At 60.5% G+C, this 24187-nt stretch carries 12 protein-coding genes; 7 read left to right on the forward strand and 5 right to left on the reverse strand.

Features of this window, described 5'->3' with window-relative positions:
• Nucleotides 1-22: 22 nt before the first annotated feature.
• From U862_RS0124050 to U862_RS0124060, 3 genes are all read right to left on the reverse strand, one after another.
• Complete coding sequence (locus U862_RS0124050) at nt 23-2794, reverse strand: RHS repeat-associated core domain-containing protein (RefSeq protein ID WP_025112740.1); 2772 nt, start codon at nt 2792-2794, stop codon at nt 23-25.
• Nucleotides 2791-7299, reverse strand: a complete 4509-nt coding sequence (locus tag U862_RS0124055; RefSeq protein WP_025112741.1) for a SpvB/TcaC N-terminal domain-containing protein — start codon at nt 7297-7299, stop codon at nt 2791-2793. Before U862_RS0124055 ends, U862_RS0124050 begins: the two co-directional genes overlap by 4 nt.
• A gap of 179 nt (nt 7300-7478) precedes the next feature.
• On the reverse strand, nt 7479-9002 hold the full coding sequence (locus U862_RS0124060; protein ID WP_025112742.1) for a fumarate hydratase: 1524 nt from the start codon (nt 9000-9002) through the stop codon (nt 7479-7481).
• Between the two features lie 519 nt (nt 9003-9521).
• On the opposite strand from U862_RS0124060, the gene U862_RS0124065 reads away from it, so the two are divergent.
• From U862_RS0124065 to U862_RS0124075, 3 genes are read left to right on the forward strand one after another with little or no spacing between them, the layout of a single operon-like run.
• Nucleotides 9522-10628 carry a diguanylate cyclase gene (locus tag U862_RS0124065; RefSeq protein ID WP_025112743.1) on the forward strand — a complete coding sequence of 369 codons (1107 nt, stop codon included), beginning with the start codon at nt 9522-9524 and terminating at the stop codon, nt 10626-10628.
• A complete protein-coding gene (locus U862_RS0124070) occupies nt 10621-11556 on the forward strand; it encodes an iron-sulfur-binding ferredoxin reductase (protein WP_025112744.1) in 936 nt (311 codons plus the stop codon). The genes U862_RS0124065 and U862_RS0124070 overlap by 8 nt, the downstream gene beginning before the upstream one ends.
• A 29-nt stretch (nt 11557-11585) precedes the next feature.
• Nucleotides 11586-12335, forward strand: a complete 750-nt coding sequence (locus U862_RS0124075; protein WP_025112745.1) for an enoyl-CoA hydratase-related protein — start codon at nt 11586-11588, stop codon at nt 12333-12335.
• Between the two features lie 92 nt (nt 12336-12427).
• Here the strand turns inward: U862_RS0124075 and U862_RS0124080 are convergent, their stop codons facing one another.
• On the reverse strand, nt 12428-13741 hold the full coding sequence (locus U862_RS0124080) for a hypothetical protein (protein WP_025112746.1): 1314 nt from the start codon (nt 13739-13741) through the stop codon (nt 12428-12430).
• Between the two features lie 197 nt (nt 13742-13938).
• A complete protein-coding gene (gene pyk, locus U862_RS0124085; RefSeq protein ID WP_025112747.1) occupies nt 13939-15390 on the reverse strand; it encodes a pyruvate kinase in 1452 nt (483 codons plus the stop codon).
• Nucleotides 15391-15578: 188 nt separating this feature from the next.
• Between pyk and U862_RS0124090 the strand changes: the two genes are divergently transcribed.
• The 4 genes from U862_RS0124090 to U862_RS0124110 all read left to right on the forward strand — a co-directional run bounded on the left by U862_RS0124090 (nt 15579) and on the right by U862_RS0124110 (nt 24173).
• On the forward strand, nt 15579-15965 hold the full coding sequence (locus tag U862_RS0124090; RefSeq protein WP_025112748.1) for a tol-pal system YbgF family protein: 387 nt from the start codon (nt 15579-15581) through the stop codon (nt 15963-15965).
• A 229-nt stretch (nt 15966-16194) separates the two neighbouring features.
• Nucleotides 16195-16554 (forward strand): PilZ domain-containing protein, encoded by a 360-nt coding sequence (locus tag U862_RS0124095; RefSeq protein WP_025112749.1) that lies wholly within the window; start codon nt 16195-16197, stop codon nt 16552-16554.
• 636 nt (nt 16555-17190) lie between these two features.
• Entirely contained in the window at nt 17191-20550 is a 3360-nt protein-coding gene (locus U862_RS0124105) for a hypothetical protein (RefSeq protein WP_157836084.1), read from the forward strand.
• Nucleotides 20547-24173 carry a Tc toxin subunit A gene (locus tag U862_RS0124110; RefSeq protein ID WP_025112753.1) on the forward strand — a complete coding sequence of 1209 codons (3627 nt, stop codon included), beginning with the start codon at nt 20547-20549 and terminating at the stop codon, nt 24171-24173. Before U862_RS0124105 ends, U862_RS0124110 begins: the two co-directional genes overlap by 4 nt.
• Nucleotides 24174-24187 lie beyond the last annotated feature (14 nt).

The following is a 24187-nucleotide window of genomic DNA, read 5'->3' on the forward strand; positions in this document are numbered from 1 at the left end:
CACATCCGCGCAGTGGCTCATGTCAGGCAGCATTCTTCTGGGCTCGCCGCTGCGCGAGCAGGAACTGATTGTCGGTCGTGCCCATTTCTTTGTACAACGTCATCATGGCCTGGGTGCGCTCGATATGGGACAGCGTCAAAAGGGTCTGGCGTCGCAGGGCAGTGCGGTTGATGGGCGCCAGGGTCTCTGCGGAGGTCATGTGGTTGATGTTTGGCAGCGAGTCAGCCGGGTAAACGGTGTCCGTGCCCAATGCATCGAACGCATTTTCAGCCCAGCCGGCACGCTGTTCGACTGCCGCTTTCCAGTCGCTAAGCACGGTCTCGATTTTCTGGATTTTCACGGGGTCGAGCCGGTTCTTGATGTCCTCGGCTTCGATCGCCCGGGCAAACATGTTGATGGCTCCGGGAATAATCGATATCCACGAGGCCATGAGCCGGCCCATCACGAATGAAGGGTTGAACACCGCATTCAGCCCCGGATGAATCAGCTCATCCTTCATGTCTCGCCAGGACTTGATCTCCTTGACGGAACCCTTGATTCCCAGCCCCTCATCAATCGCGCTGACGGATATCTGCGAGGTCTGCGGAATCAGGGGGCCCATGCCGATCCTCAGGCTATTCGCTACCGGGTCCACCATGGCCGTGACCACATCGCCGCCGATGTTGCCGCCAACCAGCCCGCCACTGGTGGTGTAGGGCGTGGTGAAAGGCACATTGGGAAACGCGAGATCAACTTGACCGCTGCCCGCAACACCACCCTCGTAGCCGACGACCCCTCTGACGACTTCGCCTGCCAGGTTCAGTGCCAGATTCTTTGCCACGCCTTCATCATGGAGAATGTTGTGGATTTGCCCGATCACCTGCGTGGCGTGTCCCTGGACCGCTGAAATAAACGCCGCATACAGCATGATCACCCCCTCTGCCCGGGTGTTGCCGTCAGGGTCGACATAGCGCAACGGGTTGTTCCCGACAAAACCGTACGGATTGAGCCCGTCGGCATCCCCCGCCGGATCGGCGCTGACCCAGCGCTGCAACCAGGGCGCGTAATACCGGGCACCGTAGGCATAGAGTCCGCTGACATCCATTTCCTTGCCTGAATAGCGCACGGTTCTGTAACTGACTTCCTGCGCCGATCGGCCGACCATCCATGCGGTAGCGCCAAACGGGTAATACCCCTCGTGACTGATCAGGCGCGCCTGCTGATCGAGTTCCATCACGCAGGAGCCCAGGTGATCGCCGAGGGTATAGCGCAGTTGATCGGCCTCGACATCGGTTGGCTGGCCCGCCACCCAGTGCAGACAGCGGACACTGCTCGAACCGGCCGCGATAGAGATGATGTGCAGTTCTTCACCGTTGTCGCGTCGGCGGATTTCCAGCCCCGGCAGGTAGCGTACTTCCTCGAAGTGGCTGACGGTCGCGGTGTGTCGCTCATGGCGTTTGTAGAGTCGGGCACCCTGGCTGTAACGGTAGTATTCCCGGTCATGGGCGCCGTCATCGCGCTGTACCAGCGTCACTTGCGCCAACTGGTCTCGGACATTCCACAGCAGGGGCTGGCCGGGTTGCAGGGCGAGGAGGTTGCCGTGGCGATCGAACAGGCTGGCGAAGTCCGGAGGCGGGTCGCCTGGCTGCCAGCGCACGCCGCGATTGCTGAGCGGGTCGATGACCATCTGGCGGGTATGGCTGGCACCGTCACGTACATGGATGAGCTCGGTCAGGTTGTTGCCTGGATCGTACGTGTAGGTCTGGCTGTAATTGAGCCGGTTGCGCGGATCGGTGAGTTGCGGCAAACCGGGGACGTCGGTCAGCGGGCCGTCGTCGTAACCGCTGGCACTGTGCAGCCGGTATAGCGAGTCGTAGCTGAACCGGCGTTCACCGTCGACCCGCTGGTTGGCGAAATGGCTGACGCTGAACGCATGGTCAATGATGCGCGTGATGTTGCCGCTGGGGTCGAAGAGGTATTCGAAATCCTGCAGGGCAGGTTGCGTGCCTGTGTCCGAGGATTGCCTGTGCAGGCGACCATCGGCCGGGTCGTAGCCCCAGCGACTGACGACGCGATTGTCGGTGCGCTGTTCAATGATCTGCCCGGCGGCGTTGTACTGCGCGTCCTGCAACAGCGTTCGCCAGTCGGGGTTGCTGCTCAGTCGAAGCTGGCTGAAACGCAGTTGTCCGGCGATGTCGTAGCGCAACTGCTGCCGGTGTCCGCCAGCATCGATCTGTTCCAGCAAGGTACCCAGTGGACTGTACGAGCGACGGGTGAGAAAGGTTTCGTGGTCGTCGAGTCGGCGCGTCTCCTGCAAAGGCTGGCCGGCCAGTGCGAAGCTGTCGAACTGCAGCAATCCCGTCGAGTCCTGCAGCGCGAGCAGTCGTCCGCGAAGGTTGAACGCCGCACTGGCCGTGGCGTCGGCGTAGAGCCAGGTTTCGTGTTCCGGCTGCGTGGTGTTCTCGCTCGTTGTTGGCCGCAACTGCTCGTCGAACCTGTTACGCCAATGGTTGCCACGTGCGTCCCAGCGCTCGAGCGCTTCGCCGGCAAGGCCAGGCAAGGTCAGGCGCATGCCGGCGTCGATACTGTCGATTTTCAGCGGCTGGCCGCTCAACCCATACAGCGTCACCCGATTGGCGACCGGCAAGCGCGGATCCCATTGCGCGACCCTGCGTCCCGCGACGTCATGCTGTTGTCGGCTCAGCAGTGACACTGGCGTGTCTGCGGCGACGGTGCGCAGGTAAGCGACCTGACGTACCGCCAGGCCGCGGCTGTCATGCGCCGTCAGTGCCGGTGTGCGCCAATGGACGTTCATGGCTGTGGTTCCGATTCGTCGGTGTCGTTGAAGTCTTCACTGATGTGGTACCAGGGGTGATACGTCTCGCGAGAAAAATAGCCTTTGGCATTGATCAGCCTGATCGGGCGGCCGAGCACGTCGTAGAACAATTGATCGAAATACCCGTGTTCACGCAGGGAGACGTCGTTGACGTAGTGATGACTGTCGGCAAAGAACGGACGGAATTGACGTACCGGCAGGCCTTTGTTGTTGTATTCGACCCGTTCGCTGATGCGCCAGCGCGGGTCGGCGTGTCGCACCAGCAGCTTGCCGCCCTCGACGACCAGCGCACCGTTTTCATCAACCACGTAAGCCTCTGCGGGTTCGACCAGTTGCTGGGTTTGCAATGATCGTCCGAAGCCATCGAAGCAGAGCTTGATAATTTGAAACTGGGCGGCTATCGGGTCATCGGGATAGCGGTCGGCACTGAGCAAGACGCTGTGCACCGGCTCGCGCGTACTGCTGGCGATTGCCGCCTGCAGTGCCTGCTGCATCGTGCTCGGTGCGCTGTTCTGCGCCAGTTGCCGTCGGGCGCTGGCGCGGATATGGCCGCTGGGCAGGACCAGACCGGCATCGATCCATTCACGGAAAAAGCCGCTGGCCTCGCGCAGCATCAGCGGCAATTGCCCCATCCAGCTGAACACGTCCTTGCGCAGCGTGCTGGCGGCTTTCTGCACGGCCTGCGCCGGGTCCGCGATGGCCGGGTCCGGGCGATGATCTTCCGGTCGCCGGTATTCGCTCAGCGGTCTGAAACCTGCGTCCTGAGCGTTTTCAGTGCCATAAAACGTGGTGGTCAGAGGTTGTCCGGAAGGCTCGTAGATCGCCTCTTGTACGTTGTCATTGGCATCGATGATGCGCAGCGGTTGCAGTGCGTGATAGTCGTATTCGACACGCGTAGTGCAGCCGTCCGGCAGTTCGACGCGGATGAGCGCCAGGCTGTAAGGATCGTATTGCGCCTTGGTCACGCCATGACTGGGGGTCTGGTGGTGTTCGAGCACCCTGTGGAAACCTTCGGCTCCGGCGTATTGCGCAAAGTTGTAAAACGATGACCAGAGGTTCTGTTCGGCGTTTGCGGCGGGCGTCGTTTCGAACAAAAACGACATCGGCGTATAACCGATATTTTTCAACTCCACCCGGATGTCGAATGGGGGTGGCAGGTTGGCGTAGGCCTCCAGTGCAGTCTTGTCCAGTTGCGCGATCTCCAGCGGCCCGGCCAGCGCTTCAAAAGCGGCCTCGCCATCCGGCAGCGCCGACTGGTCGGCACTCTCGAGATAACGCTGCACCGACTGCAGGGTGAGCACGCGCAGAGCATTCCACTCGGGCGAATCCTGATGCTGCGTCAGTTGCTCGTGGCAGACCTGCTCAGGGGTGAGGCCGTCCGGCAACGAACCGTTGGCAAGGTTCAGGGCATTGCCGCGCTGCTGCCAGGGAAGTCCCAGGCGCCAATGTTGCGGGTCCTGGTCCAGGTCAATGTAGCGGCTGCGAGTTTCGCTCAGATACCACGATTGCTGCGCCTCATCGTGGGCGTCGCGCCACCACTGTTGTTCGTCCGGATCGCTGTAGGGCGGGGTGTCCGAGACCTTGCGCCGACGTGGGTAGTTGAGGGTCATGGTGTGGGTCGGCATGCCGTAGGGGTTGGCACACAGTGTGATGTCATGGGCGCACATCGGATCGTCCGCCAGACGTTCGTAGGCGTAGCTGATATTCTCCAGTGGCAGCGGCAGCAGCACCGTGTCGGAGTAGTCGCCGCGCGGTCGCACTTCACGCACCCGATAACGGTGTTCGACTACCGCATAGGGACAGGCCGTGGCCGGGTCATCAGCGCCAGCCCAGGTTTCGCTGCGGGCGACGGAGCCGGCCAGCGCCCGGGCAATTTCGTATTCGGTGGCGGCGTCGGGTGGTGTCATTGGTTCATCACATTCGTCTGCCGGGTGATAGCGGCTGAACAGGGTGTTGCCCAACGCAACCGCATCGGCGTCGCGATTGAAATAGCCTTCGCGTGAGCGTTCCATGGCCTGCCCGGTATGGAACCAGGTGCACACCCGCACCGGCGCGGTGAAACCGCTGTCGTCGTCACCGGCGGCTGATTCACTGTCGAACTGCTGCAGTCGGCCGAAGCCGCGGAACTCGCGCTCCCGACCGTCGTAGTTGCCCTCACGGTATTCGAATCCCTGCGTCAGGCGGTTGCCGGTCACTTCGTCCAGTTGCAACTGCTGGCTGACCAGTTGCATGGGGAACGGCAAATGGCACGCCGGGATCCGGCCCGGGTCTTGGGCGAGCTGCTCGTATTTTTCGTCGAGCCACGCCTGTGCCGAGCTGCGATAGTGCACCTGTGAGCTACAGCCCATGTTGTTATTGCTGGCCGTCAGCAGATAGGGCTTGGCCGATACGAAGTCATAACGCCAGTGCCGCGGTGTCATGTGCGGTATGGTCAGTATCAGGCTGGCGCAACCCAGGCCTTGCAGGTCGGCGAAGGTGACCTGGCACAGGCCGTCGTAGCGCACGCCCGCAGGCCACGGGACGCGCACCGCCTCCGTCTGCAGGCCGTCGCCGCCGCGGTTCAGGTAAATGTCGAAAGCGTCCGAATTCAGATAGATCAACGCTGGTGCGCCGGATCCATCGAGGTCGGCGATCCGCACCCGTGCCGCATCGAATGGTGTGTCAGAGAACACCGGGCCGCTGATTCGTCGGCCCTTGCCGAACCGGCCGTGGCCCAGGTTCGGCCAGCAGCGGATCTCGTCTTGACGGATGCGGCACAGCTCGGTCATGTCGCTGCCCAGCAGGTTGCCGAGGAAAACCAGTTCGTGACGAGCGTTGCTCAACAGCGGCAAGCGGTCATCGACCGGCAGGTGGTCAACCTCGGTCGCCGCGCTGAACCCTGCTTCGCGACGGTTGGCATACAAACGCACGGCCTGCGGGCCGATCATCGCCAGAGAATTGAGCCCATCGCCAGAGAAGTCGCCCAGTTGCGACAGGTTGTGAAAAAACTCGAGGGGGAATCCATCAAACTCAGTAAACGGTTCCCAGCTGCGATCCGCGTTCAGCGTACGAAAACCGCTCATGCCCGGCATCGCGATGATCCAGTCCAGGCGCCCGTCACCGGTCAGGTCGGTCAACAGCTGCTGCGCGGCTTTGTTGCGGTTGGCCACCGGCAATTGCTTCAGGGATGTCCATGCGTCATAGGTGATTGCATCCGCCCCGGCGCTGGCACGTAACGGCTCGCGGTAATACCAGCATTGGTCATAGCGGCAGAGAAAACCCGGCAAGCCCTCGCCGAACAGATCGACGCAGTGGTAAGGCTGGTCATCGATGCCCGGTTGCGTCTCCAGTTCGAGCAAGCGACGCGGTGTCGGGTCAAGGGTGAAGGGCGAATGCTCGAACTCGATCGGCGGGGTGTCTTCCACGAAACCGTCGGCATCCCGCGCCTGATAGTGCGCAGCCGTGAGTTGACTGAATGGCGATTGCGGCGCGACCGGCGAATACTCAAACAACAGACGGCGCACCAGCACCGGGGTGGCGTCGGGCTCTTTGGCAAAATGATGGAACATCAACACCTGTCGGCACAGGCGTCGGGTGCCCAGTTCAAAGCCCTGGCCAAAGGTCGAAAAAGGGTCGGGTCGCGGCTTCCAGGGTTGCGAGGGATTCTCGGCGTACTCGGGCATTTCGGTCAGCGAAGTGCTGCGTTCGCCATAGTCGAACAACAAATGAAAATGCCAGTCGCCCTCGGCCGGACTTTCCTGCGTCCAGCCGTACAGGTGCTGGCTGGCGCTGGCATTGCCGTAGAACACTGCACGCAAGTAGCGCTGGGCGCGACAGTCGCGGTCCGGGTCGCAGGCCTGTTCGTCGGCCTGATCGTCAGCCTTGTAATCGAAACCGATGTGTTCACCGTGGGTGTTCATGCTTTCGCACAGCAGCCAGTTGATCACTCGTAGCGGGTCATCGGGATCGGCCCGGCGTGCGGCAGCGGACTTGCCATACAGGTGCAGCGAACCATCGGCACCGTGGATCAGCCAGAATCCGGGCTGTACGCCGGTCTGCGGCTGCCAGTACTCGCGCAGGGCAAAATCGCTTTCCACACGTGGCCAGTAACGCACCACGTCATGTGGGCCGATGTCCACATTGTTGTAGCGATTCTCGCGGCGGGACAGGATCTGGCGGTTGTCGTCGAGTTCCGGCATCCACACCTGGCCGTCATGGCCGATGATCTCGTCATGGGCGGTGTAGTGCGGCACGCCTTTGTGGGTGCGACGGCTGATAGCGCCGAGGCCCAGGCTCCAGCCGACACCGAACGGGCCGTTGCCGGCCTGACTGCTGTAGGCCAGCGACAGTTGCGGATCCCAACCGCGACCGGCTGACAGCGGCAATGGCAACTCGAAAGACGCCGCGCCCGTCGGCCCCACGGCCCCCCAGCTCTTGCCGATGGTGGCAATCGTCGAGCTCTTGGCAATGGACGGTGTAGTGATACTGAGGTCTTGATCAGCCATGGTCATATCCATTGCACACGTGAAGACGCGGGTGGATTGACGCTAGCAATAATCGCGAAAGCGGGCACCTGTCAGATCTGACAGGTGCGATCGGGCCAAAGGTGTGAGTTTTTCTCTCAGGCAGAAAAAAGGCCGGCCCGTCGTGTGACGGGCCGGCCTTTTCAACAGCTGCGGAACGCTTACTGCACTTCTACCGCCAGGCTTTCGGCGATCTTCTGTTGCCAGATCGCCGGGCCGGTGATGTGTACCGACTCACCGTTGCTGTCCACCGCGACGGTGACCGGCATGTCCTTGACCTCGAACTCGTAGATCGCTTCCATGCCCAGCTCGGCGAATGCCAGCACCTTGGACTTCTTGATGGCCTGGGCCACCAGGTAAGCGGCGCCGCCCACGGCCATCAGGTACACGGCCTTGTTGTCCTTGATCGCTTCGATCGCGGTCGGGCCGCGCTCGGATTTGCCGATCATGCCCAGCAGGCCGGTCTGCTCGAGGATCTGACGGGTGAACTTGTCCATCCGCGTGGCGGTGGTCGGGCCAGCCGGGCCAACCACTTCGTCACCGACCGGATCAACCGGGCCGACGTAGTAGATGAAGCGACCCTTGAGGTCTACCGGCAGGGTTTCGCCCTTGTTCAGCATCTCGACCATGCGCTTGTGCGCAGCGTCGCGACCGGTGAGCATCTTGCCGTTGAGCAGGACGGTTTCGCCCGGCTTCCAGCTCTGCACGTCTTCCGGGGTCAGGGTGTCGAGGTTGACGCGACGGGCCGACGGACCGGCTTCCCAGACGATTTCCGGGTAGGCGTCCAGCGATGGTGCTTCCAGCGAGGCCGGGCCGGTGCCGTCGAGCACGAAGTGTGCGTGACGGGTGGCGGCGCAGTTCGGGATCATGCACACCGGCAACGAAGCGGCGTGGGTCGGGTAGTCCATGATCTTCACGTCGAGCACGGTGGTCAGACCACCGAGGCCCTGGGCGCCGATGCCCAGCTGGTTGACCTTCTCGAACAGCTCCAGACGGATCTCTTCGATGCGGTTCTGCGGGCCACGGGCCTTGAGCTCGTGGATGTCGATGGATTCCATCAACACTTCTTTAGCCATGACCGCGGCTTTCTCGGCGGTGCCGCCGATACCGATTCCGAGCATGCCCGGTGGGCACCAGCCGGCACCCATGGTCGGAACGGTCTTGAGCACCCAGTCAACGATCGAGTCGGACGGGTTGAGCATGGCCATTTTCGACTTGTTCTCGGAACCGCCGCCCTTGGCCGCCACGTCCACCTCCACGGTGTTGCCCGGGACGATGGAGTAGTGGATGACCGCCGGGGTGTTGTCCTTGGTGTTTTTACGAGCGCCCGCCGGGTCGGCGAGGATCGAGGCACGCAGCACGTTTTCCGGCAGGTTGTAGGCGCGGCGCACGCCTTCGTTGATCATGTCGTCCAGGCTCATGGTCGCGCCATCCCAACGCACGTCCATGCCCACGCGCACGAACACGGTCACGATGCCGGTGTCCTGGCAGATCGGCCGGTGGCCGGTGGCGCACATGCGCGAGTTGATCAGGATCTGCGCGATCGAATCACGGGCCGCTGGCGATTCTTCGCGCAGGTAGGCTTCGTGCATCGCCTGGATGAAGTCCACGGGGTGGTAGTAGGAAATGAATTGCAGGGCGTCGGCAACGCTCTGAATCAGGTCATCTTGCTTGATCACGGTCATGAGTCGCGCTCCTCTAAAAGACGGGAACATTCAATAAGGTGCCTGCGGCTTGGGTGCATCGGTCGGTCGCAAGCACCTTTCAAGGCACGCCGGGGCTGCTGGCGCGACGCTAAAAAGGCGCGGCAGTATACCGCGCCTCTTCAGGGCATACACGCGCCGGCAGTCATTCGTTGGTCGCATGGTTGGGCGAATATCGAACATCGGGTGTGCACTTCAATACCCACCCCCTCACCCCAGCCCTCTCCCCCAAGGTGGCGAGGGGGGAAGGGAACCGATTTGTGGCGAATTCAAAACCTGAGTCCGGCTTGATGTATCAGGTCGGCGTATCGCAAATAAACAATGCAGTCAGTTCCCTCTCCCTCGGGGAGAGGGCTAGTGAGGGCCTTTTGAAGCCACACTTTTGACGTCAATTTTCGAGCCCGAAAATCGGTGGTCATTTATCGACCGCCCCTCTAAAGTGGCATCCGGTCTGTAGAGTAGGACACTCGGTCAGCCTCCTATCGCACGGTGAGTCAACGATTGACCCATAACGCCATACAACGTCTTTTGCTCAAACGCTTTGCCCTCGCTGCAGCCACCTACGGATTGGCTTTGCTGCTGCTGTGGCTGGCGTTTTTCACCGGTCATTACCCGCAGTCATTGAACAGTGTGACCATCGGCAGCGCCCTGGTGGTCATCAGTCAGGCGACGCTGTTCGCGCTGTTCTGGTCCGGGCGCAACCTGCGTTTTGCCGATCCCAGCCTGACCGAGGCGCAAGTGCTGCTCGGGCTCGGCTGGCAGACCTGGCTGATCGCCCATCTGGACGAGGCCCGCGGCGCGTTTCTGGTGTTCTACGTGCTGATCCTGCTGTTCGGCCTGTTTCATTTATCCCGGCGTGCGTTCATTCGCTGCGCGCTGCTGGTGTTCTTCAGTTTCTGTGCGATCACCCTCTGGGATGGCTACCACTTCCGCCTGCCGGATCCGGCGCTGGCAGCCTTGCAGGTATGCATTCTGGCGATGGTGCTGGCGTGGCTGGTGATCTACGCGCGGTTTGTCCAGGTATCGCGGCAGCGTCAGCGGCAGCGCCGGTTTGCCCTGCAGGCGCATCAGGACACCCTGCGCGGCATGATGCGTCAGCTCGAAGACCTGGTGGCCACCGATGAGCTGACCGGGTTGTTCAACCGTCGGCATTTTTTGCGCCTGGCTTCCCGCGAACTCGGTGCGATGGACCCCGGCGTGGTCCATGGCCTGGCGCTGATTGATCTCGATCACTTCAAACGCATCAACGATTTGCACGGCCATGCTGCCGGCGATCAGGTGTTGCAGGCGTTCGCTGGAGTGGCCGGCGCCTGCCTGCGTGACGGCGATGTGCTGGCGCGTTACGGTGGTGAGGAATTTGTGGTGTTGCTGCCCGACTGCGATGCCGAGCGCCTGACCGCCTGTTGCGAACGCCTGCGCATTGCCTTCACGGACGTCGAACTGATGGGCCTGAACGTGCGCAACCTCAGCCTTTCGGCGGGCATGACCCTGCTGGAGTTGGGCGACGATCTGGACGATGCCCTGCAGCGTGCCGATCAGGCGCTGTATCGGGCCAAGCGCGACGGGCGCAATCGCTGCGCAGCCGCGTGGGAGAATGTGGATGCCTGAACTTCGTGTGGGTGAACAGCAGTGGTCGGTGGCAGTAGGCAGCAACCTGCTCGATGCCCTGAATCAACACGGCGTTGCGGTGCCTTACAGCTGCCGCGCCGGCAGTTGCCATGCGTGTCTGGTGCAGTGCGTGAACGGCTTGCCTGTCGACAATCGGCCGGATGCCCTGAGCGCTGAACAGCGTCAGCAGGGCTGGCGCCTGGCCTGCCAGTGCCAAGTGACCGAAGACTTGCAAGTGCACACCTTCGACCCGGTTGCGGACGGTCGACCGGCGGAGGTCGAGGCGCTGGACTGGCTCAGCGACAACGTGCTGCGCTTGCGCCTGACCCCGCAACGACCGCTGCGCTACAGTGCCGGGCAACATCTGGTGCTGTGGATCAACCATATCGCCAGGCCGTATTCGCTGGCGAGCCTGCCGCAGGAAGAGCGCTTTCTTGAGTTTCACCTCGACTGTCGCCAGCCCGGTGAATTCAGCGATGCAGCGCGGCGCCTGCAGATCGGCGACCCGATCCGTCTCGGTGAGCTGCGCGGCGGCGCGCTGCATTACGACCCCGACTGGCATACCCGACCGCTGTGGCTGCTGGCGGCCGGCACCGGGTTGGGGCCATTGTTCGGCGTGCTGCGCGAAGCGTTGCGCCAGGATCATCAGGGCGCCATCCGTGTCATTCACCTGGCCCATGACGAGCGCGAGCACTATCTGGCCAAACCCCTTGCGGCGCTGGCTGCGCAGCGCGAAAACCTCAGTATCGAGCTGTGGACGGCGGCCGAGTCAGCCGCCGCTTTGGCGCAACTGCGCCTTGTTTCCCGGCAAACCCTGGCCTTAGTCTGCGGCTCACCGACCAGCGTCGATGCCTTTGCCAGGCGTCTGTACCTGGCCGGATTGCCGCGCAATCAACTGCTGGCGGACGTCTTTCTGAGCCGTGGTTGAGCGCTGACTTTTCAGACGCGAGACCTGCCATGACCGATGCTATCCAAGTAGAACGTGAACGCGGCCTGTTGACCCTGCGCCTGAATCGCCCGGACAAGAAAAACGCCCTGACCCGCGCGATGTACAGTCGTCTTGCCGAGGCCCTGAAGCAGGCCGACAGCGATCCTGAAATCAACGCCGTGCTGATCACCGGCAGCGCCGAATGCTTCACCGCCGGCAACGACATCGCCGATTTCGTCCAGCAACCGCCGAGCGACCTCGACAGCCCGGTGTTCCACTTCATGCTCAATCTGCTCGAATGCCGCAAACCGGTGATCGCCGCCGTGGCCGGTGCAGCGGTGGGCATCGGCACCACGTTGCTGCTGCACTGCGATCTGGTGTACGTCAGCCGCGATGCGCGGTTGCGCATGCCGTTCGTCAACCTGGGGCTGTGCCCGGAGTTTGGTTCCAGCCTGATCCTGCCGCGCTTGCTTGGCCAGGCCAAGGCTGCCGAGTTGTTGCTGCTGGGTGAAGGGTTCAACGGTGAACAGGCGGCGGCCTGGGGCATTGCCACCCAGGCATTGCCCAGCGGCGAAGCGGCCTTTGCCAAGGCGCGGGAGATGGCGCTGCGCTTCGACAAACTGCCACCCGAAGCGGTGCGCATCAGCAAACAGCTGATGAAGGCGCCGGACAGGGATTTATTGCGCAAGGTGGTCGAGGAGGAAGGCAAGCTGTTCGTCCAGCGCTTGCGCTCGCCGGAAGCAATTGCGGCACTGATGGGGTTTATCAACCGGGGGTGACCGGGGTCGGCCCCGGTCCCGCAATCATTGAGTTGGAAAGCAAAAAGCCCTGCCATTCACAGGGCAGGGCTTTTGTTTCTCGGCCGTCGCGCTCACTGAGCCGGGCCAGCGTCTGGTATCAACCCACGCATGACCCTGACGAAGTTGCTTTTTGTCCAGGTTATGAACAAAACCTTACCCTCCATAAAGGCAAGGGGCAGCACGGCGAGACCGGTAGTGTCGGCGAAACGCCAATATCCGGTACCGTTACCGAATGAAGTGTCCAGCGCGCCATTGTTCAGAAAACGCGCAACTACGACGTTACCGCTGATGAGTGGATCTAATTCGTCGCCCGCCCTTCCCGCCACTAGAAACGTGCCGTTTCCGAGGACCTTACCCGACAGCCAGTTTGTCTTTCCTTGATCCAGGATGGTATCAAGCGGCTGGCCTCCATTAAATTGAATGTTTGGTGTACCGTCCGGCTCTCGACTGATCAACAAACCTCTGACGCCGACACTGATGCCAATGCCCAGGATGCGTTCGTTGGGCTGAGTGACCAAGTCACGGATCTGATAGTCAGCATATTCCCCGCCGATGAGCACATAACCCCCGTCCCCAAATGAGGTATCGAGCTCGCCTTTATCATCCAGCTGAACGAACAGTGCCTTTTGGGTAGAGATGGGGAGCGTTTCGACGACCCCCGCGCCAACGAACTTGCCCTTCGCCGTTCGCATGAGGGACCACAGAAAGACATTTCTGGCATCTTTAGGTTTGGCTTCAAAAAAACCGCTTCCATTGAAGTTTGTGTCGGGTGAACCATCGCTGTTTAAAACATTGATGTAGTCGAAATTTTTCCCTTCTTGAATCAACAAAATGCGGTTGTCAGGCAAAATCGAAAGTTGTGTGCGACCGGTGTCTGTGCTGTGTGGAGTCTGAGCACTCGTAAGTGCGGGGATGCCTTGTGCATTGTCGGGCGGCAGATCAATGATTCTTATCCCTCCCTCCCCGAACGCCGTATCCATTTCTCCATTCAAATGAAGGCGTACCAGAGAACTCCTCCACTCAGCCCCCGGGGCTGAAAAAAATCCGACAAGTAAAATCCTCTTGCTCCCGTCGATATCCACCAGCAGGATCTGCTGCGAACTATTGCTTGTAGAGCTTTCACTCCCGTCAAACGACCCCACGACGTAGCCATTTCCTCCGAAGTCTTTATCGAACTGGCCATGTTCATTTAGATGAAAACATGCATACAGGCTCCGGTTTTCAAGGTCTTGTACGCTGCATAAAAAGTAAGCATCTCCGGAGGGGGCAAGCGTAAGGAACCGCGGAATAATGTTTTTGATGCCTTCAGAGGGAGGCGCAGTAAAAATCCCGTCCTCTGCAAAGGTCTTGTCCAGTTGTGCGAGGTTCGTGAGCGGAATTGCCATTGTGTCACTCCTTCGTCAGCGTATTCACTCGTTGGTGTCAGGGTGAGTGGATGCGGGAATGAACGGTGGTTCTACTGTCAGAGTTGACAGTTACGACGAGCGGTAATGGCATCAGTGACCGCTGAAAACGGCCATTTGGAAACGCAAAAGCCCCGCCATTCTCATGGCGGGGCTTTTGTTTTTCAGCGCGGGACGACTCAGACCATCTTGTCGCCAACGTGCAGGATTTTCATGCCGTTGGTGCCGCCGGTGGTGTGGTAGCTGTCGCCCTTGGTCAGGATCACCCAGTCGCCTTTTTCCACGACGCCGCGCTTGACCAGCTCGTCGATCGCTTTCTGGCTGACTTCGTTCGGTGCCAGCGACGCCGGGTCGAACGGCACGGTGTACACGCCACGGAACATCGCTGCGCGAGCCTGGGCTTCGCGGTGCGGGGTGAAGGCGTAGATCGGCACCGAGGAGCGGATACGCGACATGATCAGCGGGGTGTAGCCGCTTTCAGTCAGCGCGATGATCGCTTTCACGCCCGGGAAGTGGTTGGCGGTGTACATGGTCGCCAGGGCGATGCTTTCGTCGCAGCGCTCGAATTCCTTGCCGATACGGTGGCTGGAGGTCTTGCTGGTCGGGTGCTTTTCAGCGCCGACGCAGATACGCGCCATCGCCTGAACAGCTTCCAGCGGGTACAGACCGGCAGCGGATTCGGCCGAGAGCATCACGGCGTCGGTGTAGTCGAGCACGGCGTTGGCCACGTCGGACACTTCGGCGCGGGTCGGCATCGGGTTCTGGATCATCGACTCCATCATCTGGGTCGCGACGATCACTGCCTTGTTGTGGCGGCGTGCGTGCAGAATGATTTTCTTCTGAATGCCCACAAGTTCGGCGTCGCCGATTTCCACACCGAGGTCACCACGGGCAACCATCACTGCGTCGGACGCCTTGATCAGGCCGTCGAGGGTTTCATCATCGGCCACGGCTTCGGCGCGTTCGATCTTCGCCACCAGCCAGGCAGTACCGCCGGCTTCGTCTCGCAATTGACGGGCGTAGTTCATGTCGGCAGCGTCACGCGGGAAGGACACCGCGAGGTAGTCGACTTCCATTTCAGCGGCGAGCTTGATGTCGGCCTTGTCTTTTTCAGTCAGGGCCGGTGCGGTCAGGCCGCCACCGCGACGGTTGATGCCTTTGTGGTCGGACAGCGGGCCGCCGATGGTCACGGTGCAGTGCAGTTCGGTGGCGGTAGCGGTGTCGACGCGCATCACCACACGGCCGTCGTCGAGCAGCAGCTCGTCGCCCACGCCGCAGTCTTTCACCAGATCCGGGTAGTCGATGCCGACCACTTGCTGGTTGCCTTCGGTCAGCGGATGGCTGGTGGAGAAGGTGAACTTGTCACCGATCTTCAGCTCGATGCGCTTGTTGGCAAATTTGGCGATACGGATTTTCGGGCCTTGCAGGTCACCCAGCAGGGCGACGAAGCGACCGTGCTTGGCAGCCAGGTCACGCACCAGCTTCGCGCGAGCCTTGTGCTCGTCGGGGGTGCCGTGGGAGAAGTTCAGACGGGCGACGTCCAGACCAGCCAGAATCAGCTGTTCGAGAACTTCCGGCGAGTTACTGGCCGGGCCAAGGGTAGCGACGATTTTGGTACGACGGACGGACATGCAAAGACTCCTGAGTTCAAGCGCTAGCAGAGGCTACTATGCTCTTGGGGTGTAGTCATTGTTCGTTTGCACTACTTTTTGTGAAGAGCTTCGTTATTGTTTTCTTTATTGAACGCGACAATCGGCGCAAACGCTTCTGAAGATTTTTGGCAGCGGGTCGATACACTGCTCAAGACAGGAGAACCCTCATGCGATTGTTGCCCATTGCCGCCCTTGCCCTCAGCGCCCTCGCTGCCACGGGATGTACCCGTTGGGCGATGAACCACCATCTGAACAACGCCTACAGCGCCTATGACCGAGGCAATTGCGAGCAGGTGATGCTCGAACTGTCCAAGGTCGAGCGCGACAGCCGGGCCCGCCCTTATGTGTGGCCGGAAGTGTCGATGATGCGCGGTCAGTGCCTGGAACGGCAAAAAATGTACATCGACGCGGCGCAGACCTACCAGTTCATCATCGCCTCCTACCCCAACAGCGAATATGCCTTCCGCGCCCGTGCGCGCCTGGAAACCCTGCAGAGCCTGGGCCACTACCCGACGCGCAGTGCAGCGGCAGTGCCGAGTCCGCAACGCTTCTGATGCTGGTTGTCATACAAACGCTGGCTGACTGTATAAGGTGAGCTATAGTCCAGTGATCCCGTTCAGACGCCTGGCGTCTGAACGGGGCAACACCTGCGACTGGTCGTTGTTGAGGTGATGGCGTATTGGCGACCATCCCACCGGAAGCGGGGAGAGCACGTCTGCGATACAGGCGTGTTCCGAAGCAAAGGTGCGGCTCTGTGATGGAGCCTTGCATGGCGTAATGCGCATGTTTACCGACCGTCGAATCGAACGGCACCAGTTGCCGTACTTCCTCCGGGTGTTCAACAGCGTCACCGACAAACCCATCGGTTTTCTGGGCAATGTGTCCGAGGACGGGCTGATGCTCATCAGCCAGTTGCCGATGATGACTGGTGTCGATTTCAGTCTGCGTCTCAAGCTCCCGTGCGGCGATGGCCTTCAGCAGGTGATCGACCTCACCGCGTGCTGCCTGTGGTGCCATGAAGACGCGACTCCGATGCATTACGACGCCGGCTTCAGCCTGCAGCGTCCGCCACCGGAGTATGGGCAACTGATTGAGGCGTTGCGTCAGTACTTCAGTTTTCAGCCATTGCCGGCCTCGGCCTGACTTCATACCGCCAAAAGCTTCGCGGGCAAGCCCGCTCCCACAGTTGATCGGTGTTGATCACGAATCATGTGTTCAAAGCAGATCCAGTGTGGGAGCGAGCCTGCTCGCGAAAGCGTCACACAGAAGACCCATCACTAACGCCCGGGCCGCAGCAATCGCCCGCTCACTGTCCAGCGCCTTCTCCGCCAGCAACAAACCCATCTCGCTCAATTGATAAATCGCCATCGCGAGGGTGGCGGCTGCAAGCAGGTCAGTCGACCGGGAGGCATACGAAATACCGGCGCGCCCGAGGGGCGCCCTGCGAACAGCCACCATCGAGTGCGGGGATAGGGAGTACCCGACTTGATGACGCTTATGCACATTCGTCTACCCCCCGGGCGACCAAACCCGACCACTGATTGGCAGCGGCACGGACCACGTTACGGGTCATCAGCAAAGCGCACAAGCCAGCGGATTCTGGCTGATCTGTAGGTAAAGGCGAATGGCGTTGTAGCCTCCCGGCGAGCTGGGGAAGCGCCGCAAAATACTCGTTACCGTTCGTCAGTACTGTCAGATTTTACAGGTAGGCAACCAGGTGCTTCAGGGGTATCAACTCATTGTGCCGTATCAATCCTGGCATCACCCGAGAGATCTCTCATGGCAGACGATAATGAACAATCCGGCTCTGACAATAACCCCGAAATTACGCCTGCGGTTACTGTAGATGAACAATCGATAGCGCGGCCGGCGCCCCTTGTTTATAAGCCGACGCCCATGAGTTACGCGCTGGTATCACCCGTGTATTTTCATATTGAGGCGGGTGAACATGGCGTTCACGAATATCAGTTGGTAGACCAGTATGGAGGTCAGGGCTATACGGGAAATACCAATGACCTTGGCGTGTTGTTCAGAAGTGTGCCCGCCACCGATATTAACGGTCATGGCCGTTTCGGTTTCCGGGCAAAATTGAGAGGTGAATGGCAGAGCTGGGGTTATGTGGATTTTATCCTCGCAGCCAAGCCGCTTATGACCTCCTTCCAGAGTGGTGCCCAATTGGGTGCCAGGCCGATTATCAGCGGTACTAAAGATGCCAGGGCGTCGGCGGTTGTTAGAGTATTTTTTGATCACGGTTCGAGTTCCAGCGTAACCGTGCCAGCTCCAGGTAAATGGAGCTATCAACATGCGTCGGACCTCACTCCGGGGCCGCATATTTTCTCTGTCGAGTACTACATCCCTTGGGGGGGGCAGGACAAGGGACGTACAGATTATCCCTTCACAGTTGTTTACGCCCCGGCGCAGATCACTCTCCCTAAAACAAATGATGTGATACGTGAACTTAGACCGGAAGTCTCTGGTACCGGGCCGAACGACGGTGTAACGGTCACGATATACAGAGAGGGCGGGAGCGGGGGATCCTACGGGCAAGCAACCGTCAGAAACGGCTTATGGAAGGTAAACCTTAGCCAGGATTTACCCGAGGGGCCCTTTGTTTTTCATGCGGGTTCAAGTTTCCAGGGCACGCACATCGGGTATTCAAATCAGGTGCCCGTGACGGTTTACTTGCGGCCGGCCACACCTGCAATTACCTCCCCTGCAAATGCCTCGCAGCAGGCAATGACCTTTACGGTGTCAGGTAACGAGGGCGAAGCAGGGGCTATAGTTATTCTGTTAAAAGACTTGGGTTCTGCTCAAGTGGGCCAGAGCAATGTTTTGACTGGAGCGCAATGGAGCGCGTCCGTCACGCTGCCCCCCGGGCCTGCTTCTCTGGTTGCCAAGCAGATCAAAGGAGGTCTGGAGTCGGGCCGGAGTATGCCGCGGTTGTTTAAAATCCGCCCCCCATCCTTGACCACAGTCAGTGTTGTCTACCCGACCCTTACCACAATCGAGTTTTCCGGCGATGGCTTCACCGGCGCCACGGTCGAGATCACGATCGTGAAAGGCCCGGCCGGCGCAACACCGCCGTCTGGCGGGATCGTGCAGGGTGGGCGCTGGACGGCCCGCTCACAAAACTGGCCCATCGGCGATTACGATCTGAAGGCTGTCCAGAAAGTCTCCGATAACGCGGGTGGCTGGATTCCTTCGCAGGAGTACCTGTTCAAGGCGTCATCAACACTGCCGCCGCCCACGGATGTGACCCACACCATTACCAGTTACACCCCGACGTTCAGCGGCAAGGGCGTTACTGGCGCGTCGGTCGAGATTACGGACAAGGCGGACAACAGCGCGGTCGCCCCGCTGGCAACCGTCACGGCGCAGGGCTGGTCGACCCGGGCGTCGCAGGCCTGGGCACCGGGTTCGACACGCACAGTGCGTGTACTGCAGAAACTGGGTGATGCGGTGTCGCAAGCGGTTGAACGGATCGTCAACATCGACCGTTTTCCGCCACCGACTGATCTGGCTTATACCGTGGTCGATTACACGCCGATCCTGACCGGCAAAGGTGTGATCGGAGCCACGGTGCATGTGACAGACAGGACGACCGGCGCGCCGATTGCACCGATGGCACCGGTAACGGCCCAGGGCTGGCGGGTACAGGCTTCAGCACGTTGGGAGCCGAACACCACCAAGGTTGTGCTGTTGGTGCAAAAAGACGGTTCTCTGGCCTCCGACTCTGTGGAAATGACCATCAGCGTGCCGCTGCTGGCACCGCAGATCACTGCTGTCGAGAATGACGGCCTGTCACCAAAAATCTCCGGTACCTGCTGGCCCGGCGCGACGCTCAGCCTGAAATACAGCGACAGTACGAACGAGCACACACCCAGTGGCAGCAGCGGCACCTGGACCTTCAAGCGCGAGGCTGGGTTTGCGCCGGACAGGGAACATACCGTCACGGTGATTCAGACCGTTGCAGGGCGCGCATCGCCCCCGGCATCGCGAGCATTTTCGGTCAATCCGGAGAAACCGGTGATCACCGAACCGAATGAAAACGCAGATGCCCACTACGACCTGATCGTGCGCGGTACCAACGGGTTCAATGGTGCCACGCTGCAACTGCGCGACGCGCAATTCGGCCGGGCATTGGGCCAGCCGAAACGGCTGACGGCGCATGGTGCCTGGTTCATCGAACTGGAAAAACTCGAGTTTCGCAAATACCAGATCGACGCCACGCAAACCATCGCCGGCAGGGAGTCCCTGCGCAGTGATGTGCGCAGCTATTTTGTGGTGCTGTTGCCGCCGGTCATCGAGGTGCCGGCACACAATCAGTCACTGGCGCGAACCTCCAGGTTTTCCGGTACCGGAGAACCCTATGGTCAGGTGACGCTCTGGCGTGAAAACCCGAGCGAGATCCTGCTCGAAAAAGTACCGGTCAGTGCCGAGGGTAAATGGGCGGCCGAGGTGACGCTACCGATTGGCAACTACACCGTGAAGGCTCGGCAAATCTTTCAGACCCATGAATCGAAGGACACCCTGTCACGCATTTATAAAGTGGTGCCGGCAGCGCCGTTCATCGAAAGCCCCGGCCAAGGCGTGCATATCGGTCGATCGGTTGTCGTGTCCGGATTCGGCTACCCGGGGGATACCGTTACGGTCACGCTGACGGGCAGCAAGGGCGCGCTCTCCGGGCGTAGTCCGGTGCTTGGGGATCGTACCTGGTCATTGACGCTTGAAGCGGATCAGCCCGCCGGCGCCTGCGATGTGGTGGCGGTGTCCTCGCGTGACGGCTTCGAATCTGCCGCTTCAGCCGCGCACCCTGTGATGCTCGGCACTTACCTGCCCGGCATTGACGAGCCGGCGCCGGGACGCTGGGTCGAAAATCCGCTTCGTTTCGTCGGTAAAGGCCGCGTCGGCGTCGGGCGTGTGGTGACCTGGTACGACCCTGAGCAAGCCCTGAGCGCCAGCCTTGCCGTCACTGCTCAAGGGTGGCATGGCGAGGCGACGCAAGCCGTGCTTCCAGGCGGCCACTGGTGCCGCTTCCAACAGACCCTCACCGACGGGGCGGATGGCGCGAGCTTGTCCGATTGGGTTGAAAGCGAGCGCTTTGACATGACTTCGATCCCACCGGGAGCCCGACCATGACCGATCCTGTGACGCGCCCCGCGCTGCAGTTGCTGACACAAGTGTTCAGCCATGAACAACGCCAGACCTATACCGGGTTTTGCGCTTATCTTGAAAACGGTGGCTCGATTTTTCCTCTGGTCGAGCACGGCGTGCAGGGACTGGTCAGGGCTTACCGGATGACCCCCGACGATGCGCGGGCCTTTCTGCGTGCTGCGAACAGTCTGGCGATTTTCATCCGGCGCCAGTTCATCGAGCACTCGTTGAGTGGCTCTGCGGCGCAGGTCACTCGCTGCAAAAGCGGTCTGCTGTCGATCGTTCAGGGACCGAGCTACGAGCAGTTATTCGAACCGAAGTTCGATACCCTGTGTCCTCCGCAAGCACTGGAGTCGTTCACCTCGCCGGTGGCTTATCTGATTGAATTGTTACGCTGGATCGATGAACGGATCTACAACGTTGGCAGCGCCGAGAAACTGGATTTGCACGACCGGCGCCAGGATCTGAAAAAGCTGCTGGTCGACTTCAACGCGGTGCATCAGGCGGTGTCGGCGGTGGACATTATCGTCCCGGTGCTCGAAACATTTATCGAGAAAAACAGCAGTGGCCAGCCGGATCTGGAAGAGGCGCTGATCCAGGCCCGCTATCCCAACGGCCTCCCTTACTATCAGCATTGGGTCACCCTCGATTTTGTTGCCCGCCAGCATGGCCTGTCGGTGGGCAATTTCGCCCACATGGTGGATTTGGCCTATCCCTATTTCCTGCAGCCCGAGGCGTGGGATAACGATGCGGGGCGTGCTTTTACCCATGCTTCGCGACTGGGGCCTTATCAGCGTGAGTTGTTGACCGAGGCGCCTACAACTGCGAAAGACCGCGATGCCTATTACGCGCGCAATTTCGGTGCGCATGGATTGGAATGGCTGAACCTCAATCAGGTGCAGTTCTTTGGCGAGCGCACCCGGCTGGACGCCCGGGGCATCGAGGCGTTGTTGTCGATACGTGAGTTCGCCCCGACGCGTTCGGCCAACGTCACCGTGTATGAACCCGTGCAACCGGGAGCTGACGAGAGTCAGCGCTGCGGCTCGGTGTATCTCAATGCCGCCGCGAGTCCGGCACTCGATATTGATTACAAGAACGAGGGCGCAGCCTTCCTGCATCGTCTGACGCAGGACCCGAGCACCATTGACCGCTACGAGCGAATGAATCGCAAGCTACGTCTGGATCAATGGCTGGAGTTGCCCACCGAGCAGGTGGATGCGTTGCTGGCAGCAGCGATCAAGGCCCAGGCACGGGGTGCTGAGCCGCCAGACCCGTGGTGGATTTCCTCCCATCAGGTGCATGCCCTGGGCTTGTTCCAGTCACTGCGTGAACGTTATGGCTGCGCGGCAGAAGACTTTGCGGCATTCATCGATGAAATGTCGATTTATGGTCGCGCCGAGGTGTTGTCACTGTTTGACCGCACGTTCAACAGTTCGGGCAATTATCGCCAACCGCTGAAGCTGGACGGCGCAACGTTTGCGACGATGCCGGTGCAGGGTGTGCCCGAGTTGACGGTCACTCAATTGTGCAGCGGTTTAAACATCGATCTACAGACTTACAGCTATCTGGCGACGGCGATCGAGCGCGCACATGGGCAAACCGGCACGCTTGCGCGTACACCGGCGATCATTTCGAGTTTCTACCGGCTGGTGAAGCTGCCGCGGTTGCTGGGTATTACCCCGGTCGAAGGCCTGTTGATGCTGACCCTGCTAGGCGGGGAGATCTGGGTCGACGGGCTGGCAGGTCCTCCGCGCATTCAGGAACGCCGTAACAGTGAGAGCACACCGGATGTGCTCAACCTGATTTATGCGCTGCACTCCTGCGTATCCTGGTGCAAGGACCGCGAACTCCCCGTGCTGTGGATGTTGCAACAGGTATCACCGCCGCAGGCATTGGCGGTTGCCACGCAGGCCGAGCGTCGCTTGTTTGATCAGATCCGTAATTTGCTGCCTGCCGCGCTGTTCAACAATGCCGGGTTGGCGATGGCCGGCGTGCCCTCGCTGGAAGGCCTGGACTGGCTGCAATTGTTGAGCGAGCTGGTGGATAGCACAGGGTTGGTCATCAACCTGCAGTTGTCTGAGTCCCAGTACCTGAATTTTGCCCGGGAAAAGCTCGATCAGGCTGTCAGGGAAGGACTTGGCGAGAACGATGTCAGTGTACGGGGAATCATCGTCGAGCGAATGCTGGGCGTGCTGTTGGAGGCCTGTGAGGCGCAGGTCTCGGTCGCCAGGGAGTGTCTGGCGGTTTACACCGGCCTTGATGCCGAACGCGGGTTACAGATGCTGACGTGGGCGCAGTTCACCGTCTATCAGTTGTTGTTTCATGTCAGTGAAAGGGCCGAGCGCGATGCACTTGAAGACATCCGGCCCGGAGCGCGCGCCTCTGAAAAACCAGACCCGTTGCTGAGCCTGTTGGTCGATGTCCGGCGGCGTAGCGCTGTAACCAACAAACTGGACTTGAGCGCTTTGCTGCTCGAAGACTTTCTGCAATACGGCCACAAGGCATGGATGGATCAGGAGGATCGGCATCTGTTGTCGATACGCGTGCTGTATTACCTGAGTTCGCTGAGCCGGGCGTTTGAATTGAGTGAGCAGCCCGCCGCCAACCTGCTGGATTACCTGCGTCAGGTCAATGCCTTGCCGAGCCCTCTGACAGGTGACGCACTACGGTTGGCGCAGCAGGCGGCATCGGTGCGGCTCGCAGCGTTTTTCGACTGGAGCGTGCATGAAGTACGTGAATGCGTCAGCCGCATCGACCCGACCCTGAAGATTCTGAAGAACCTGTCCCAGCTCGACTTGTTGATGCGCATCCGTGTACTCGCCCGACACAGCGGCATGGACGCCTTGACGATTTTTCTGGTGGGCAACCTGCCGGAAACCGTTGAGAAGGATGCTTATCGAATCGCCGCCGAGCGCGCTGTGCTCAGCCTTTCGGATGCGCATGCGCCGCTGGTTTCTTTCGCCGATGAAGTTGTGCAACCGCTTGTCACCATGACCTGTGTCGTGGACAAGACCGAGGTGGTGGCCAACAAGCCGGACGAGAAAATCATCTTTACCGTGTCCCTCAAGGATGCCGACGGCAAGCCATTGAGCGGCGTCAATGTGTACTGGTCGGCCAGTCTGGGCACGATTCAGACAAAAGCCACCGAAGTCGACGGTACGGTAACGGTCGAGTACCTGCCCGGCAAGGTCATGGGGCGGGAAATTCCGCTGTTCTGGCTGGACCTGATCGACGCACAGCAGGCCCCGGCGATCAGCGTCACCGACGACCCGCTGTCGCTGTTCTTCCCGGGGCCGCTGATGGCCCAGGTCCCACTGGGGCCGGTTCCATTGGGACAGGAGGTCGAGCTGTACGCCACGTTGCGCGATAACTATCGAAACCCTGGGCGTAACCGTCTGGTGCGCTGGTTCTCCACCGCTGCGGGCGGCAACGATGATTCGGTAGTGATCCGCCCCGAGCAAAGTTCCACCGATGGCGAGGGTATTACGCGGGTGTTCGTGTCCAGCCCGTCCGGCGGCACGTTCACGATCAGCGTGCGCTGCGAGGCCAACGACGCTGAAACGCTTTTTGATCCCATCACGTTTGCCAATGCGTCGACGCCCCAATGAAGGTCCTCATTGAT

This window comes from Pseudomonas sp. H1h (assembly GCF_000633255.1).
Classification (GTDB): domain Bacteria; phylum Pseudomonadota; class Gammaproteobacteria; order Pseudomonadales; family Pseudomonadaceae; genus Aquipseudomonas.

Bases quoted from the DNA above. Each gene is read 5' to 3' on its own strand.
- U862_RS0124050 (WP_025112740.1), bottom strand. From the start codon at position 2,794: ATGAACGTCCATTGGCGCACACCGGCACTGACGGCGCATGACAGCCGC.
- U862_RS0124055 (WP_025112741.1), bottom strand. From the start codon at position 7,299: ATGGCTGATCAAGACCTCAGTATCACTACACCGTCCATTGCCAAGAGC.
- U862_RS0124060 (WP_025112742.1), bottom strand. From the start codon at position 9,002: ATGACCGTGATCAAGCAAGATGACCTGATTCAGAGCGTTGCCGACGCC.
- U862_RS0124070 (WP_025112744.1), top strand. From the start codon at position 10,621: ATGCCTGAACTTCGTGTGGGTGAACAGCAGTGGTCGGTGGCAGTAGGC.
- U862_RS0124075 (WP_025112745.1), top strand. From the start codon at position 11,586: ATGACCGATGCTATCCAAGTAGAACGTGAACGCGGCCTGTTGACCCTG.
- U862_RS0124080 (WP_025112746.1), bottom strand. From the start codon at position 13,741: ATGGCAATTCCGCTCACGAACCTCGCACAACTGGACAAGACCTTTGCA.
- pyk (WP_025112747.1), bottom strand. From the start codon at position 15,390: ATGTCCGTCCGTCGTACCAAAATCGTCGCTACCCTTGGCCCGGCCAGT.
- U862_RS0124090 (WP_025112748.1), top strand. From the start codon at position 15,579: ATGCGATTGTTGCCCATTGCCGCCCTTGCCCTCAGCGCCCTCGCTGCC.
- U862_RS0124095 (WP_025112749.1), top strand. From the start codon at position 16,195: ATGTTTACCGACCGTCGAATCGAACGGCACCAGTTGCCGTACTTCCTC.
- U862_RS0124105 (WP_157836084.1), top strand. From the start codon at position 17,191: ATGGCAGACGATAATGAACAATCCGGCTCTGACAATAACCCCGAAATT.
- U862_RS0124110 (WP_025112753.1), top strand. From the start codon at position 20,547: ATGACCGATCCTGTGACGCGCCCCGCGCTGCAGTTGCTGACACAAGTG.